The sequence below is a fragment of the Lysobacter sp. Soil_N_51 genome (assembly GCF_057655755.1).
On record NZ_JBDGLR010000020.1, the window covers coordinates 1 to 15,445 of the forward strand.

Consider the following 15,445-nt stretch of genomic DNA (forward strand, 5'->3'; position numbering starts at 1 on the left):
CAGGCATGCGCCACACGAGACATCCTGTCTCGGTGGCGCACGGCGCACATCCATGTGCGCCGCCCTACGGGTGTCCTTTTTCTAACGCGAGTCAACGACTTCGCGGCGCTGGATGAACTGCGCGACTTCAAGCTCAAGCCGAAAGTGCATGGCCTATCTGTTGGAGCGGCGCAAGCCGCGGCCACGAAAACACGACTTCGGCGAAGGTTTCGACGTTGTCGATAGGTCGCGGTCGCGACTCGCGTCGCTCCTACAGGGACTGCGATGTCGCTACGTCGTTCCCGACTTCAACAACGGGCGATGCATATCAAGCGCACCACCACCTCTCCCACGCGTAAAAAATCAAATTGCTCGAAAGCTTGCCTGAACAGGCGAACTACCGATACTCACCAATACGGTGCAGCGCAACATCCCATCCACGATTGCCCACCTCAGACACCCCCATCCCCTTGGGCAAACCCACCCAACCCGACTAGACTCATCCCCTGTCCCGACGACGCCCACCCGCGTCGCCCACCGCTTCGAACCGAGACCCGTCCCAGATGAAATCCCACGTTGTCGGCGCCCTGATCCTGATCGTCATCGGCACCTTGTTCCTGCTCAACAACCTGGGCTACACCAACCTCAGCCTGACCAAGGTCCTGGTGACCTGGTGGCCGGCGGCGCTGGTCGTGGTCGGTCTGGGCCTGCTGTTCAAGCGCAACTAGCCCGCGCCGGCCCATGCGCGACCGCATCGACTTCAACTGCGATCTGGGCGAAGGCTGCGGCGACGACGCGGCGATCCTGCCCTACGTCAGCTCGGCCAACATCGCCTGCGGCGGCCACGCCGGCGACGATGCGAGCATGCGCGCGACCCTGCGCCTGTGCCGCGAACACCGGGTCGCCGCCGGCGCGCATCCGGGCTTCGAGGATCCCGAACACTTCGGCCGCCGCGCCCTGCCGCTGAGCCGCGACGAGATCGGCATGCTGATGCTCGGCCAGATGGCGCGGCTGGCGTCGATCGCCGCCGACGAAGGCGTGGCGCTCACCCACGTCAAGCCGCACGGCGCGCTGTACAACCTGGCCGCCGACGACCGCATCGTCGCCGACGCCATCGTCGCCGCGGTGGCGGCGTTCGATCCGAACCTGATCGTGTACGGCCTGGCCCAGTCGCAACTCACCGACGCGGCCGAAGCCGCCGGGCTGCGCGTCGCCCACGAAGTATTTGCCGAGCGCGGTTACGCCGCCAACGGCCGGCTGCTGCCGCGCGGACAGCCCGGCGCGGTGATCGAATCGCTGGCGCAATCGATCCAGCAAGTGCGCGATCTGGTGCTGCATGGCGAAGTCGCCGTCGCCGACGGCGGAAAGATCGCGCTGCGCGCCGACACCTTGTGCCTGCACGGCGACCGCAGCGATGCGCCGGCGTTCGCGCGTGCGGTGCACGAGGCGCTGCAAGCCGCCGGGATCCGGGTTGCGGCATTGTGAGAATGCAGCGCATCGGCTTTTTCGCTGCGGCACTTCGCAACATCTTCGACACGATTCTTTCGCTGTCCGCCTGCGCACCACGCGGCAGGACGCGACAGGTATGAACCTGTGCGCATGACAGCCACGACCCCGCCACGTTTCTTCGAGGACGCGAGATGAACTATTGGCCCTTGATCGGCGTCGCGGCGGTCGTGCTCGGTTTCGCGTTGCGGCTCAATCCGGCGCTGGTGGTGGTCGTGGCCGGGTTCATCACCGGCCTGGCCGCGCAGTTGTCGCCGCTGGACGTACTCGAAGTGCTCGGCAAGGCCTACACCGAGAAACGCTTCCTGCTGCTGTTTCTGCTGACCCTGCCGGTGATCGGCCTGCTCGAACGCCACGGCCTGAAGGAACACGCGCAGCACTGGATCGCGCGATTGCGCGGCGCGACCATGGGCCGGCTGCTGATCGCCTATCTGCTGATGCGCCAGCTCGCTTCGGCGGTCGGCCTGACCAGCCTCGGCGGTCATCCGCAGACCGTGCGCCCGCTACTCGCGCCGATGGCCGAGGGCGCGGCGCAGACCACCCATGGCGAACTCGACGACGACGAACGCCAGCGTATCCGCGCGATGGCCGCTGGCACCGACAACGTCGGCCTGTTCTTCGGCGAGGACATCTTCATCGCCTTCGGCGCGGTGCTGCTGATCCAGAGTTTCTTCACCGAACACGGGATCGCGCTCGATCCATGGCACATCGCCTTGTGGGGCATTCCGACCGCGATCTGCGCGTTCGTGATCCACGCGGTGCGCGTGCTGCGGTTCGAACGAAAGCTCGCGCGCGATCACCAGCCCGCCAGACACGCGCGAACCGAACCCGTCGACGCGAACGCGGAAACGCCGTCGCCATGATCACCCTGACCTTCGTCTACTGGTTGATGGGCGCGTACTTCGCCGCGCTCGCCTGGCGCGGCCTGCGCGATGCCGCCAACCCGCGCCGCTATACCACCGCGCTGTTCTGGGGCCTGATCGCACTGCTGATGTTCGCCGCCGAACACATGCCGAACAAAGTCGTCGGCGGCTGCGTGGTGGTGCTGGCGGTGCTCGCCGGTTTCGGCGGGCTCGGCAAGGGCCGCTACGCCGAAACCACCGGCGAGGAGAAACAGGCCGAGTCGCTGCGGCTCGGCAATCGCTTGTTCTGGCCCGCGCTGCTGATCCCGGCGGTGACCCTGGTCGGCGCACTCGGCCTGAAATACGTGTCGTTCGGCGATCAACCGTTGCTGGAAACCAAGAACGTCACCCTGATCGCGCTGACCCTGGCCTGCATCGTCGCCTTGGTCGCCGCGTGCCGACTGACCCGGCAGACGCCGTGGAGCGGGGTCGAGCAATCGCGCCGCCTGGTCGACTCGATCGGCTGGGCCGCGTTGCTGCCGCTGTTGCTCGCCGCGCTCGGCAGCGTGTTCGAAGCCGGCGGCGTCGGCCAGGCCGTGGCCGGCGTGGTGCGCGCGGTGATTCCGGTCGACAACGCCTTCGTCGTGGTCATGGCCTATGCGCTGGGCATGGCCTTGTTCTCGGCGATCATGGGCAACGCTTTCGCCGCGTTCCCGGTGATGACCGGCGGCATCGCCCTGCCGTTGCTGGTTCAGCACCACGGCGCCGATGCCGCGCCACTGGCCGCGATCGGCATGCTCTCGGGCTATTGCGGCTCGCTGATGACGCCGATGGCGGCGAATTTCAACCTGGTGCCGGCGGCCTTGCTGGAGCTGAAGGACCCGTACGGCGTGATTCGCGCGCAATGGCCGACCGGGCTGGTGCTGCTGGCCTGCAACGTCCTGCTGATGTATTGGATCGCATTGCGATGAATAAGCCGAGATCTGCCGCGACCGGCGCTGGACGCAAGCGCGCCGCGACCAAGAAAGCGACGAAACCCGCCACGAAACCGAAGTCGGGCGCGACCGATTCGATGCATCGCCACGCGGCGCCGCGCACGGTGCTGCTGACCGGCTTCGCGCCGTTCGGCGGCGAGTCGGACAACCCCAGTTGGGAAGCGGTGCGCATGCTCGACGGCGAAATAATCGCCGGCCATCGCATCGCCACGCGCTGCCTGTCGGTTACTTTCGATCAATCTCTGCGCGAACTCGACGACGCCATCAGCGCGCTGCGTCCGGCCTTGGTGCTGTGCGTGGGCCAGGCCAGCGGCCGCGCCCAGTTGTCGATCGAGCGCATCGCGATCAACATCGACGACGCGCGCATTCCCGACAACCTCGGCGCGCAGCCAATCGACCGCGCGATCGCCGCCGAAGGCCCCGCCGCCTATTTCAGCGACCTGCCGATCAAGGCCATGCTCGTCGCGGTACGCGCGGCCGGCATCCCCGCGGAGATTTCGCAGACCGCCGGCACCTATGTGTGCAATCACGTTTTCTACGGCCTGATGCATCGGCTGCACCAACGCGACGACGCCGTCGGCGTGCGCGGCGGTTTCGTGCATATCCCGTATTCGCCGGCGCAGGCCGCGCGCCATCCCGGCGTGGCGAGCCTGGCGATCGAAACGGTCGCGCGCGGCTTGCGCGTGGCGCTCGAGACCGCGCTGAGCACCCACACCGACCGCCGCATCGCCGCCGGCGCCGAACACTGACATCCCGCCTTTCACCAATCCCGGAGCCCCCCATGCACCGCCTGCTGCTCGCCGCCCTGCTCACCGCCGCCGCCATCACCGCGCCCGCCCATGCCGTCCTGTTCGACAAGAACCCCGATAAAGTCGCCGACGAAGCCGTGACCCAGCGCTTGCGCGCGGTCACCGTGTGGGTCGACGCCAGTTGGGGCTTCCGCAACCAGGGCGCGGCCAACGCGCTCAGCCGCGCGCATCAGGCCTTCACCACGCGAGGTTATGACGTGCTTAGCGTGGCGCCGTATATCGAGAATGGTGATTTGCAGGGGTTTTTTGTTACGTATCAGAAGCCGCAGGGGCGTTGAGGCGCATGCGCGGCTTGAGGTGAAAAGTTACAGACCGTTTTAGTGGCGGAAACTTTTGATCCTGCTTGCAGCTTCAAAGCCTTTGAGGCAAAGGCAACAGCTTTCGTCCGCAAGCGGCCGAGTTACTTTCTTTTGTCAAAAGCGACAAAAGAAAGGTAACCAAAGAAAAACGCTTTTTTTGTGGATCAAGTGCCCGCGCGTGCGGCGCAAACGCAGGCATGCGCCACACGAGACCTCCTGTCTCGGTGGCGCACGGCGCACATCCATGTGCGCCGCCCTTCGGGTGTCCAATTGTTCTCGCGAGTTAGCTGCCTCTCAGCGCTGGATGAGCTGCGCGGCTTCAAGCGCAAGCCAAAGCTGCATGGCCTACCTGTAGGAGCGGCGCGAGCCGCGACCACGGGAATGCAGCTACGACGAACGTTGCGCCATTGCCGAGATGTCGCGGTCGCGGCTCGCGCCGCTCCTACAGGGGGACATGCGACTTCAGCTTTGGCTTTGGCTTGAAGCCGCGCAGTCCATCCAGCGCTGCGAAGCCAGGGACTCGCGTTAGCAAACGCACACCCGAATGGCGGCGTGCAGGATGCACGCCGTGCGCCATCGGGACATGGATGTCCCGTGTGGCGCATGCCCGCGCAAGCTCCGCACTTGCGGGCACTTGATTCAAAGAAAAGCATTTTTCTTTGGTTACCTTTTGACCGAAGGGAATCCAGACGGACTTTTGTTGCTTTAGACAAAAGAAAGTGACCCGCCGCTTTAGTGGCGGAAGCTTTTGATCCTGCTTCAAGCTTTAAAAGCTTCAAAGCCTATGGCTGCACCGCATGGCGCTGGGTCGTGTAAAAGCGAATCCCCCCTCCCCCCCCCTTTTCCAAAGGGGGGAACAGCAAAAGCCTCGGAGGCTTGATGACTGCGCCGCAGGAGGCTTCTTCGCGCCTAAGAGCGCCCCCAACCACCTCGTCCCAAAGACGAGAACTGCAAAATCCGCGCCGCCTGATCTGACAATCGGTTCAAACCCTCAGCACCGCGCCGCCTTGCGACACGTCCACACCACCCCAAAAAAGAAAACGCGCCGATGCTAGGCACCGACGCGTCCTCATCCAACCCTCAAACCCAATCACTCGATCAACGCGCCACCACCACCTTGGTGCCAGCAACATGATCGTGCAAGCAACGACGATCATCGCGAAAGATCATCAACACATCGACCAACTGCACCACCGCGCCCAGACAAGGAATCAGCCCGATCCCCTGCGCGAATCCATAACGCTTGCCCAGCAACTCGGCCAGGCTCGGCTGCAGACCGTCCATGTCGACGATCTTGATCCGCATGACCTTCTTGCCCCAGGTCTGACCGCTCGCGTTGAGCGGATATGCCTGGACGAGGAACGACAGGATGATTCCGATCATGCCCCACATGAATTGCAGGCCCAAGGTGCCTTCGCCCGACTGGTACGCCTGCAGTACCTGGTCGAAGTAGCCGCCGACAAACATGATCGGCACTATCAGCGCGAACATGATCGCCGCGTCGATCAGCGCCGCGACCAGGCGGATGCCGCGGTCGGCCAGTTCGTCGTCGCCGCCGCTGTAGTGGAATTCGTTCAACGACGACTGCGGCGTCTGATAAGGGTTTTGTTGCGGGTCCATGCCTGCTCCGTACGCGAAAGGGCGACGCGCGCGGCTCCCCGCCGCGACGCACCGATGGGAGATTCCCACAAAAAGATATCAGGCCGGCCACGCCGACTGCACACCGTTGCGCGTGCGCAGGCATCCGCTCGTCCGCGAACGCGTGGTCAGTCGTACCGACGGTCAGTCGCGCCCGGCGTATCGAACCGCCGCTTGCGGCGACCCGCGCCCTGCCGGCCGCGGCGCCGCGGATCGACCCGTCGCCGCGATCAGGTGCGCGGCAGGGTCACGCCGGTCTGGCCCTGGTACTTGCCGCCGCGGTCCTTGTACGAGGTCTCGCAGACTTCGTCGGACTGGAAGAACAGCATCTGCGCCACGCCTTCGTTGGCGTAGATGCGCGCCGGCAGCGGTGTGGTGTTGCTGAATTCCAGGGTCACGTGGCCTTCCCACTCCGGTTCCAGCGGGGTCACGTTGACGATGATGCCGCAGCGCGCGTAGGTGCTCTTGCCCAGGCAGACCACCAGCACGTCGCGCGGGATGCGGAAGTACTCGACCGTGCGCGCCAGCGCGAACGAATTCGGCGGGATGATGCACACGTCGTTCTCGATGTCGACGAAGCTGCCCGGATCGAAATGCTTCGGGTCGACGATGGTCGAGTTGATGTTGGTGAACACCTTGAACTCGCGCGAGCAGCGCACGTCGTAGCCGTAGCTGGAGGTGCCGTAGCTGACGATGCGCTGGCCGTCGGCGGCGTGCTTGACCTGGCCGGCTTCGAACGGCTCGATCATGCCGCCGGGTTGCTCGGACATGCGGCGGATCCAACGGTCGGACTTGATGCTCATGCGGTGTTCCAGTGGTAAGCGGCCGTAGCCGCGCATTGTAAGAGGTGGATGCGGCGGCCGGCTTCGATCCGGCCCGCGCCTGCTCGCTGATTTTCAGCGGCGGGCGTCAACCCAGCAGCGACGCCGAGATCGACGGACTGACCCGCGGCCGCCGCGCCAGCTGCACGGCCAACCGGCGCGCGGCGCCGCGGTAGGCGCGGGCCGCGGCCGAATCGGGCTGGGCGACGACCACCGGCACGCCGGCATCGCCCTGCTCGCGGATCGCGATCTGCAGCGGCAGGCTGCCGAGCAGCGGCACGCCGTACTGCGCGGCCATGCGCGCGCCGCCGCCTTCGCCGAACAGATGCTCGGCGTGGCCGCAGTTCGAACACACGTGCACGGCCATGTTCTCGATCAGGCCCAGCACCGGCACCTCGACCTTCTCGAACATCCGCAGCGCCTTGCGCGCATCCAGCGTGGCCACGTCCTGCGGCGTGGTCACGATCACCGCGCCGGCGACCGGAATCTTCTGCGACAAGGTCAACTGGATGTCGCCGGTGCCCGGCGGCAGATCGACGATCAGGTAGTCCAGTTCGCTCCATTGGGTGTCGTTGAGCAAGGTGGTCAGCGCCGAGGTCGCCATCGGGCCGCGCCAGATCATCGGCGTGTCCTGTTCGACCAGCGGGCCGATCGACATCGCCTCGATGCCGTGCGCGCGCAGCGGCTCGATGCTCTTGCCGTCGGGGCTGTCGGGGCGGCCGTGCAGGCCGAGCATCATCGGCACGCTGGGGCCGTAGATGTCGGCATCGAGCACGCCGACGCGGGCGCCGTCGGCGGCCAGCGCCAGGGCCAGATTGACCGCGGTGGTCGACTTGCCGACGCCGCCCTTGCCCGAGCCGATCGCGATCAGGTTGCGCACGTTCGGCAGCGGCGACAGCTTCGGCTGCACCGCATGCGAAACGATCCGCGAGGTCAGTTCCAGGCTCGCCAGGCTCAGGCCCTGCGGCGCCAGCACCGCGGCGATCGCCGCTTCGAGCGCGGCGCGCATGCCTTCGAGCGCGTAGCCGGCGGTGATCGACACCGCGACCCGGCCCTCGGCCGCGCCGGCGCGCACGCGCGCCTCGCTGTCGGCCAGGCTCAGTTCGGTATCGGGAAGAAAAATCGCCGCGATCGCGGCTTGCAGACTGTCGCTCATGCCGGCGATCCGGCCGGGCGCGGGGTGTGGTTGCGCATGGAAGCTCTGATAGGGGAACGCGCCGCGGGGCGGCCGGACCACATGGTAAAGCCTGCCGGTTCGCGCGTCCCGCGTCGACGCGGCGACCCGCCCGGTCCGGCGCAGCGCCAACCTTGCCGCGACCCCGCCGCGACCCCGCCGCTTCGACCGCGTCCCGGACCAGACGCGAGCCGCCCGGGGCGAGCCCCGGTCCCGGCGCAAAATACAATCTAAAATTGGCAAATTTTCCGACCAAACAGCGTATTTACGGCGCAAAACGACATGCTTAATAGGTCTAATAGACGATAAAAGAACGTAAATAGACCGCCAAACAGGAAATTTAAACAATAAAAATCAATAACCTATAATCGGTTGACAAGGCCGATACACGAACAGATTGGATTTGCATGACATTTCGGTTAACTGCATGTTAAGTTCCAGCACGAAAGGACTGAATGACCGCCAGGATCGGCATACAGGCTGAGACCCAGCCACGCACGTTTCGACGCTTCCAGGGGATCCAAACCGATGCCACACCATCACAGCGGCCTGCGCCCGAGCAGGCTGTCGCGGGCGCTTGTCGCCGCGATTTTCGTCAGCGCCGCGGGGGCGGCGTTCGCCCAGACGCCGGCCGCCACGGTCGACGAGCTGTCCACCAGCAACAAGAAGACCACCGACATCGGCGGCGTCGTGGTCACCGGCTCGCGCATCAAGCGCACCCAGATCGAAGGGCCGTCGCCGGTCACCGTGATCAGTTCCGCGCAGATCCAGCGCGAAGGCTTCGTCACCGTGTTCGATGCGCTGACCACGCTGACCCAGAACGGCGGCGTGACCCAGAACGAACTCAACTCGGCCGGCGGCTTCACCCCGAACGGCAGCCCGGTCAACCTGCGCGGGCTCGGCCCGGGCCGCACCCTGCTGCTGATCAACGGCCGCCGCGCGGCGGACTACCCGTTCCCGTACAACGGCCAGAGCAACTTCCAGAATTTCGGCAACATCCCCTCGGCCGCGGTCGACCGGATCGAAATCCTGTCCGGCGGCGCCTCGGCGATCTACGGCTCCGACGCCGTGGCCGGCGTGATCAACGTCGTGCTCAAGACCGACTTCAGCGGCGACAAGGTCACCGTGCGCGGCGGCACCTCGACCACCGGCGGCGGCGACTTCGGCAACCTGCAGTGGGTCGGCGGCCGTTCCGGCGACAACTGGAGCGTGACTTACGCGCTCGAGTATTTCGCCGACGAACCGGTGTTCGCGTTCCAGCGCGACTTCATGGATTCCACCGACGACAACCCGCGCCCGGTGCCCGAGCTCGGCGTCAACCAGCCCAGCGCCTCGATCCGCCTCAATCGCCCGGGCGGCGCGGCCAATTCCTACATCGCGCCGCCGCCGGGCGCCTGCGACCGCTTCGGCGGCGAGCTGGTGCCTTTCAACTTCCGTTCGGTCTCCGCCGGTACGCGCGCCGTGGTCAACCTCGGCCAGGCCTGCGGCTCGTGGAAGGACGTGGGCTACCAGACCATCGCCAACGGCAACAGCGACTGGTCGGGCTATCTGTACGCCACCTACGATTTCGCCAACGGCATCGAGGCCTGGACCAGCCTGCAGGGCTTCTATTCCAAGTCCAAGCTGTCCGGCGGCACCGAGGCGATCAGCGGCCCGCACATCGACGGCACCGGCCGGGTCACCACCTGGTTCGACACCGGCCTCAACGCCAACATGAACATGCAGCGCATCTTCACCCCGGCGGAAGTGGGCGGCCTGGATGCGATGTACCAGCGCTTCACCGAGAAGTCGCTCGACGTCGCCTTCGGCCTGCGCGGCACCCTCGGCGACCGCTTCGACTGGGACGTGACCGTCGGCCGCGCCGAATACCGCGCCGACCGCACCCGTCCGCGCCTGGACGGCTCGAAGGTCACCGACTGGTTCTTCGGTCCGCGCCTGAACACCACCGGCACGCCGCGCTACAGGATCAATCTCGATCGCCTGTACACGCCGCTGACGCCGGCGCAGTACCAGTCGATGTCGACGATCCTCAAGTACCAGTCCAAGTCGTGGGTCAACCAAGGCAGCGCGACGCTGTCGGGCGAACTGTTCGACCTCCCGGCCGGTCCGCTCAGCTTCGCCGCGGTGCTGGACCTCACCTCGCAGGGCTACGACCTGGAATCGCCGCCGGCGATCCTGCCGACGGTGATGGAGGCCTACGGCCTGACCGGCACCAACGGCGGCGGCGATCGCGACCGCTACGCCGCGGGCCTGGAGTTCAGCATTCCGATCCTGCCGTCGTTGAAGGCCAGCCTGGCCGGCCGCTTCGACAAGTACGACGACGTCACCGCGGTCGACGACGCCAAGACCTGGGGCGCCGGCCTGGAGTGGCGTCCGCTCGACAGCCTGCTGCTGCGCGCCAACTACTCGACCAGCTTCAAGGCGCCGGACATGCACTTCGTGTTCAACGAAGGCAGCGGCAGCTTCAACACCCCGCTCGACACCTACCGCTGCCTCAACGCCAACCTGCCGGCGGCGTCGTGCACGGGCTCGGTCTACAACTACTCGATGTTCGCCACCAGCAAGGGCGAGCCGGGATTGACCGAGGAAACCGGCGAGTCGTGGGGCGCGGGCCTGGTCTGGGACCTCACCGACGGCCTGTCGATGTCGGTGGACTACTACGACATCAAGCTCGACGACGCGGTGACCACCCTCAGCAGCACCTACATCCTCGATAACGAGGGCGGCTGCCGCACCGGCCTGACCCGCACCCGCCAGCCGTTCCAGTTCGCCGCCGATTCGGCGTTCTGCCGCGAGATCACCAGCCGCGTCACCCGCGTGGCCGCGCCGGGCGAACTGACCGACCGCGTGACCAACATCCGCAGCGGCCCGGTCAACCAGTCGCTGCTGCACGTGGCCGGCGTGGACGCGGCGGTCAACTGGCGCGTGAGCACGCAGCGCTTCGGCGATTACCGCATGGAACTGGGCTGGACCCACACGCTCAAGAGCGAACGCCAGCTGCTGGCGACCGATCCGATCGAAAAGAACTGGCGCGACGATCCGGGCAACTTCGACTTCCGCAGCCGCGTGCGCGGCTCGGTGTCGTGGCAGAAGGACGCCTGGAACGCGACCGTGTTCATGACCCGCTACGGCACCTTGCCGAACTGGCAGGAAACCGGCCGCATCGCCCCGTACTTCCTGTGGAACCTGAACCTCGGCAAGCAGATCACCGACCGGGCCAAGGTCACCGTGTTCGTCAACAACGTGTTCAACAAGTTCCACCCGAGCGACGACGGCTACGACGCGTATCCGTATTTCTATCGCGCCTACAGCCCGATCGGCCGCGAGGTCTCGGCGCAGTTGGAATACAACTTCAACTGAGCCGTTCATCGAGCACACGGAGCCCGGCGCAAGCCGGGCTTCTTTTTGCCTGTGGCCCACCGCGCCGCGACTTCCATACCCCGGCGGATGCGGTATAAAGATCACAACCGCCACCCGGCCCGGCCGGCGCGGTCCGAATCACGCCTTATCCCTGGGAGGGGACACATGCGTATCAAACTGCTTGCATTGCTGCTGCTGGCGCTGCCGACCGCGGCGTTCGCCCAGTCCACGCCGGTTGGCTCGTGGACCACGATCGACGACAAGACCGGCAAGCCGAAGTCGGTGGTCGAAATCTACGAAGCCAAGGACGGCAGCCTGGCCGGCCGGGTCACCGAAATCCTGCAATCCGAGCGCGGCCCGAACCCGCTGTGCGACAAGTGCTCGGGCGAGCGCAAGAACAAGCCGGTCAAGGGCATGGTCATCCTGTGGGGCATCCGCAAGGACGGCGACACCTGGGAAGGCGGCCAGATCCTCGACCCGGTCACCGGCAAGGTGTATTCGGTGAAAGTAACCCCCGCCGACGGCGGCAAGAAGCTCGACGTGCGCGGCTTCATGGGCTTCTCGCTGATCGGCCGCACCCAGACCTGGATGCGTCACGAATAAGCTCAGGCCGGTCCGGTGTGGTTACACGAAAACCCGGCCTTGGCCGGGTTTCTTGTTTTGAAGTATCCGTTCGCGCATCCCCCTCGATTCGTCATTCCCGCGAACGCGGGAATCCAGTGACTTCAAACGTTCTCGCACGAAAGGCCCTGGATGTTCGGCTCCGCCGAAGTAAAGCGGAGCCCGCCTTCGCGGGAATGACGGGCAAAAGCAAGCGCGGAAGCAAGCCAAAGCCAAAGCCAAACAAACTCACCCCATCCCAACCTGACCAATCATCACAAGCCAAGCCACGCTCCAGTAAGAGCCCCCATCCCCTGCGCCAGCCCCCGCGCAGCCCCATGCCATAATTCACGACCACCCACGGCCACCCCGCCCATGTCTCGCGAAATCGTCGTTTCCAACGCCCTGCCCTACGCCAACGGTCACCTGCATCTGGGCCACCTGGTCGGCTACATGCAAGCCGACATCTGGTGCCGCGCGCAGCGCATGAGCGCGAACACGGTCCATTACATCTGCGCCGACGACACCCACGGCACGCCGATCATGCTGGCCGCGGAAAAGGCCGGGGTCACCCCGGAAGCCTTCATCGCCGCGATCCAGGTCAGCCACGAGCGCGACTTCGCCGCGTTCGGCGTGGCTTTCGATCACTACGACTCGACCCACTCGGCCGGCAACCGCAGCCTGACCGAAGGCTTCTACGCGCGCCTGGACAACGCCGGCCACATCAGCCGCCGCTCGGTCGCGCAGCTGTACGACCCGGTCAAGGGCATGTTTCTGCCCGACCGCTACGTCAAGGGCATCTGCCCGAACTGCGGCACCCCCGACCAGTACGGCGACAACTGCGAACACTGCGGCGCGACCTACGCACCGACCGAGCTCAAGGAACCGCGCTCGGTGGTCAGCGGCGCGACACCGGAGCTGCGCGAGTCGGAGCACTTCTTCTTCGAAGTCGGCCACTTCGAAGCGTTCCTGCGCGAGTGGATGGCCGGCGATGTCGCCACCGACGGCATCAAGGCCAAGCTGCACGAATGGCTCGATGCCGAAGGCGGCCTGCGCGCGTGGGACATCTCGCGCGACGCGCCCTACTTCGGCTTCGAGATTCCCGGCCACCCGGGCAAGTTCCTGTACGTGTGGCTGGACGCGCCGATCGGTTACCTCAGCAGCTTCCAGGCGCTGGCCGAGCGCAAGGGCCTGGACTTCTGGTCCTACCTCGCGCGCGACAGCCAGGCCGAACTGCACCATTTCATCGGCAAGGACATCGTCACCTTCCACGGCCTGTTCTGGCCGGCGGTGCTGCACGGCGCCGGTTTCCGCGCGCCGACCAAGCTGCACGTCAACGGCTACCTGATGGTCAACAGCGAGAAGATGTCCAAGTCGCGCGGCACCTTCATCCAGGCCCGCACGTATCTCGACATCGGGCTGGATCCCGAAGCGCTGCGTTACTACTTCGCCACCAAGACCAACGGCGGCGTCGAGGACATCGACCTCAACCTCGCCGACTTCGTCGCGCGGGTGAATTCCGACGTGGTCGGCAAGTTCGTCAACCTCGCCAGCCGCTGCGCCGGTTTCATCGAGAAGCGCTTCGGCGGCCAGCTCGCCGCGCAATTGCCGGATGAGGCGATGTACGAGCGCTTCGTCGCCCAGCTCGGCCCGATCGCCGATGCCTACGATCGCAACGAAGCCGCGGCCGCGGTGCGCATGACCATGGCGCTGGCCGACGAAGCCAACAAGTACATCGACGAACACAAGCCGTGGGTGCTGGCCAAGGAAGAAGGCAGCGAGGCCCAGTTGCAAGCCGTGTGCACCCAGGGCCTGAATCTGTTCCGAGTGCTCGCCGCCGCGCTCAAGCCGGTGCTGCCGCGGGTCGCCTCGGAAGCCGAAGCCTTCCTCGCCGCGCCGGTCGTGCATTGGGGCGATCTCGCCGCGCCGCTGACCGCCCACACCATCGGCGCCTACACGCCGCTGTTCACTCGTATCGACACCAAACTCATCGACGCCATGATCGAAGCCAGCAAAGAATCCCTCTCACCGACCGCACCGACCGCCGTGGTCGCGACCGAAACCGCGAAAGCCGCGCCGGTTGCCGCGGTGAAATCCGAGGCCGCGAAGTCCGATGCCGCCGCCGCGGCGACGATCGGCATCGACGACTTCGCCAAGCTCGACCTGCGCATCGGCAAGGTGCTGGCCTGCGAATTCGTCGAAGGCTCTGACAAGCTGCTGCGTTTCGAACTCGATGCCGGCGAACTGGGCACGCGCCAGATCTTCTCCGGCATCCGCGGCTCCTACGCCGAGCCGGAAAAACTGGTCGGCCGCAAGGTCGTGTTCATCGCCAACCTCGCCCCGCGCAAGATGCGCTTCGGCCTGAGCGAAGGCATGATTTTGTCGGCCGGTTTCGACGGCGGCGCGCTGGCCCTGCTCGACGCGGACGACGGCGCCGCGCCGGGCATGCCTGTGCGTTGAAGCGAGAAACGAGTGCGGAAGAGTGAGGAACGAGTGCGGAAGAGTGAGGAACGAGTAAGAGCCGAAGCTCGAGCACGCTTGCCGTTCCTTCGCTCTTACTCACTCCTCACTTCTCTGAACTCATTTCTGCCCCCATGGATCTGACCGAACGCCTCGACCGCCTGCTGCCGCAAACCCAATGCGGCCAGTGCGGCTACGCCGGTTGCCGTCCGTATGCGGAGGCGATGGCGCGGGGCGAGGCCGGTATCGATCATTGCCCGCCCGGCGGCGATGCCGGTGCGCGCGCGCTGGCGCGCTTGCTCGACGTGCCGGCGCGGCCGTACGACCGCGCTCGCGGTGAGCACAAGCCCGCGCCGGTGGCCTTGATCGTCGAAGCCGATTGCATCGGCTGCACCAAGTGCATCCAGGCCTGTCCGGTCGATGCGATCATCGGCGCGGCGAAGCATATGCATACGGTGATCGAGCCGTTGTGCACGGGCTGCGAGTTGTGCGTTCCGGCGTGTCCGGTGGATTGCATCGTGCTGGTGCCGGCGAATGCGTTGGCTGGCGCTTCGGTCTAGAAGCGCTTGCTTTTTGTTTGAGATTTAAGCTCGCGTGGTCCTGGCGGGGCTGCGGGCCTGGCGCAGGTTGCGATGTTGCCGTGATTACGCGGTCGCGGCTTGTGACCAAAGGAAATCCAGTAGGACGCCGCTCCTACAGGTAGGAAGAAGCTTTTGCTTTGGGGCCGCAATTCGCGCAGCTCATCCAGCGCCGCGAGGCTTGTAACTCGCGAGAACAAAAGCACACCCGTAGGGCAGCGCACAGGGATGTGCGCCGTGCGCCACCGAGACAGGATGTCTCGTGTGGCGCATGCCTGCGTATGCACCGCACGCGCGGGCTCTTGATTCAAAGAAAAGCGTTTTTCTTTGGTTACCTTTCTTTTGTCGCTTTTGACAAAAGAAAGTAACTCGGCCGCTTGCGGA

14 protein-coding genes are annotated in these 15,445 nt (G+C 65.6%); 10 read left to right on the forward strand and 4 right to left on the reverse strand.

Annotation, left to right across the window (positions count from 1 at the left end; translation table 11 throughout):
• The first annotated feature begins 542 nt into the window (after positions 1–542).
• The 6 genes from AC3A4T_RS24330 to AC3A4T_RS24355 all read left to right on the forward strand — a co-directional run bounded on the left by AC3A4T_RS24330 (position 543) and on the right by AC3A4T_RS24355 (position 4,409).
• Positions 543–707 carry a LiaI-LiaF-like domain-containing protein gene (locus AC3A4T_RS24330; RefSeq protein WP_036115697.1) on the forward strand — a complete coding sequence of 55 codons (165 nt, stop codon included), beginning with the start codon at positions 543–545 and terminating at the stop codon, positions 705–707.
• A gap of 13 nt (positions 708–720) precedes the next feature.
• Entirely contained in the window at positions 721–1,464 is a 744-nt protein-coding gene (locus tag AC3A4T_RS24335) for a LamB/YcsF family protein (protein ID WP_487677732.1), read from the forward strand.
• Positions 1,465–1,619: 155 nt separating this feature from the next.
• A complete protein-coding gene (locus AC3A4T_RS24340; protein ID WP_487677733.1) occupies positions 1,620–2,348 on the forward strand; it encodes a DUF969 domain-containing protein in 729 nt (242 codons plus the stop codon).
• The gene (locus tag AC3A4T_RS24345) at positions 2,345–3,298 is read left to right on the forward strand and encodes a DUF979 domain-containing protein (protein WP_487677734.1); all 954 of its coding nucleotides are present in this window, start codon (positions 2,345–2,347) and stop codon (positions 3,296–3,298) included. The genes AC3A4T_RS24340 and AC3A4T_RS24345 overlap by 4 nt, the downstream gene beginning before the upstream one ends.
• Before the next feature lie 101 nt (positions 3,299–3,399).
• Positions 3,400–4,071: a pyroglutamyl-peptidase I gene (gene pcp / locus AC3A4T_RS24350; protein WP_487677735.1), complete on the forward strand. Its 672-nt coding sequence runs from the start codon at positions 3,400–3,402 to the stop codon at positions 4,069–4,071.
• A 32-nt stretch (positions 4,072–4,103) separates the two neighbouring features.
• Positions 4,104–4,409: a hypothetical protein gene (locus AC3A4T_RS24355; RefSeq protein WP_487677736.1), complete on the forward strand. Its 306-nt coding sequence runs from the start codon at positions 4,104–4,106 to the stop codon at positions 4,407–4,409.
• A 1,119-nt stretch (positions 4,410–5,528) separates the two neighbouring features.
• On the opposite strand, the gene AC3A4T_RS24360 is transcribed toward AC3A4T_RS24355, so the two are convergent.
• The 3 genes from AC3A4T_RS24360 to apbC all read right to left on the reverse strand — a co-directional run bounded on the left by AC3A4T_RS24360 (position 5,529) and on the right by apbC (position 8,045).
• The gene (locus tag AC3A4T_RS24360; RefSeq protein WP_487677737.1) at positions 5,529–6,119 is read right to left on the reverse strand and encodes an RDD family protein; all 591 of its coding nucleotides are present in this window, start codon (positions 6,117–6,119) and stop codon (positions 5,529–5,531) included.
• A gap of 179 nt (positions 6,120–6,298) precedes the next feature.
• Positions 6,299–6,871, reverse strand: a complete 573-nt coding sequence (dcd, locus tag AC3A4T_RS24365) for a dCTP deaminase (protein ID WP_036115729.1) — start codon at positions 6,869–6,871, stop codon at positions 6,299–6,301.
• A 106-nt stretch (positions 6,872–6,977) separates the two neighbouring features.
• Positions 6,978–8,045: an iron-sulfur cluster carrier protein ApbC gene (gene apbC, locus AC3A4T_RS24370; RefSeq protein WP_487677738.1), complete on the reverse strand. Its 1,068-nt coding sequence runs from the start codon at positions 8,043–8,045 to the stop codon at positions 6,978–6,980.
• A gap of 546 nt (positions 8,046–8,591) precedes the next feature.
• On the opposite strand from apbC, the gene AC3A4T_RS24375 reads away from it, so the two are divergent.
• The 4 genes from AC3A4T_RS24375 to rnfB all read left to right on the forward strand — a co-directional run bounded on the left by AC3A4T_RS24375 (position 8,592) and on the right by rnfB (position 15,043).
• Positions 8,592–11,423 carry a TonB-dependent receptor plug domain-containing protein gene (locus AC3A4T_RS24375; RefSeq protein WP_487677739.1) on the forward strand — a complete coding sequence of 944 codons (2,832 nt, stop codon included), beginning with the start codon at positions 8,592–8,594 and terminating at the stop codon, positions 11,421–11,423.
• A gap of 165 nt (positions 11,424–11,588) precedes the next feature.
• Positions 11,589–12,026, forward strand: a complete 438-nt coding sequence (locus AC3A4T_RS24380; RefSeq protein ID WP_487677740.1) for a DUF2147 domain-containing protein — start codon at positions 11,589–11,591, stop codon at positions 12,024–12,026.
• Positions 12,027–12,398: 372 nt separating this feature from the next.
• On the forward strand, positions 12,399–14,483 hold the full coding sequence (gene metG / locus AC3A4T_RS24385; protein ID WP_487677741.1) for a methionine--tRNA ligase: 2,085 nt from the start codon (positions 12,399–12,401) through the stop codon (positions 14,481–14,483).
• Positions 14,484–14,617: 134 nt separating this feature from the next.
• Positions 14,618–15,043: an Rnf electron transport complex subunit RnfB gene (gene rnfB / locus AC3A4T_RS24390; protein WP_487677742.1), complete on the forward strand. Its 426-nt coding sequence runs from the start codon at positions 14,618–14,620 to the stop codon at positions 15,041–15,043.
• Here the strand turns inward: rnfB and AC3A4T_RS24395 are convergent.
• Positions 15,040–15,445: hypothetical protein (locus AC3A4T_RS24395; RefSeq protein ID WP_487677743.1), on the reverse strand; the 406-nt coding region annotated here is incomplete at its 5' end. The two genes, rnfB and AC3A4T_RS24395, sit on opposite strands and share 4 nt — an antisense overlap.

Coding starts and splice junctions, on each gene's coding strand:
- apbC (WP_487677738.1), bottom strand. CDS start 8,045: ATGAGCGACAGTCTGCAAGCCGCGATCGCGGCGATTTTTCTTCCCGAT.
- rnfB (WP_487677742.1), top strand. CDS start 14,618: ATGGATCTGACCGAACGCCTCGACCGCCTGCTGCCGCAAACCCAATGC.
- AC3A4T_RS24375 (WP_487677739.1), top strand. CDS start 8,592: ATGCCACACCATCACAGCGGCCTGCGCCCGAGCAGGCTGTCGCGGGCG.
- pcp (WP_487677735.1), top strand. CDS start 3,400: ATGCATCGCCACGCGGCGCCGCGCACGGTGCTGCTGACCGGCTTCGCG.
- AC3A4T_RS24345 (WP_487677734.1), top strand. CDS start 2,345: ATGATCACCCTGACCTTCGTCTACTGGTTGATGGGCGCGTACTTCGCC.
- AC3A4T_RS24330 (WP_036115697.1), top strand. CDS start 543: ATGAAATCCCACGTTGTCGGCGCCCTGATCCTGATCGTCATCGGCACC.
- AC3A4T_RS24340 (WP_487677733.1), top strand. CDS start 1,620: ATGAACTATTGGCCCTTGATCGGCGTCGCGGCGGTCGTGCTCGGTTTC.
- AC3A4T_RS24335 (WP_487677732.1), top strand. CDS start 721: ATGCGCGACCGCATCGACTTCAACTGCGATCTGGGCGAAGGCTGCGGC.
- dcd (WP_036115729.1), bottom strand. CDS start 6,871: ATGAGCATCAAGTCCGACCGTTGGATCCGCCGCATGTCCGAGCAACCC.
- AC3A4T_RS24355 (WP_487677736.1), top strand. CDS start 4,104: ATGCACCGCCTGCTGCTCGCCGCCCTGCTCACCGCCGCCGCCATCACC.
- metG (WP_487677741.1), top strand. CDS start 12,399: ATGTCTCGCGAAATCGTCGTTTCCAACGCCCTGCCCTACGCCAACGGT.
- AC3A4T_RS24380 (WP_487677740.1), top strand. CDS start 11,589: ATGCGTATCAAACTGCTTGCATTGCTGCTGCTGGCGCTGCCGACCGCG.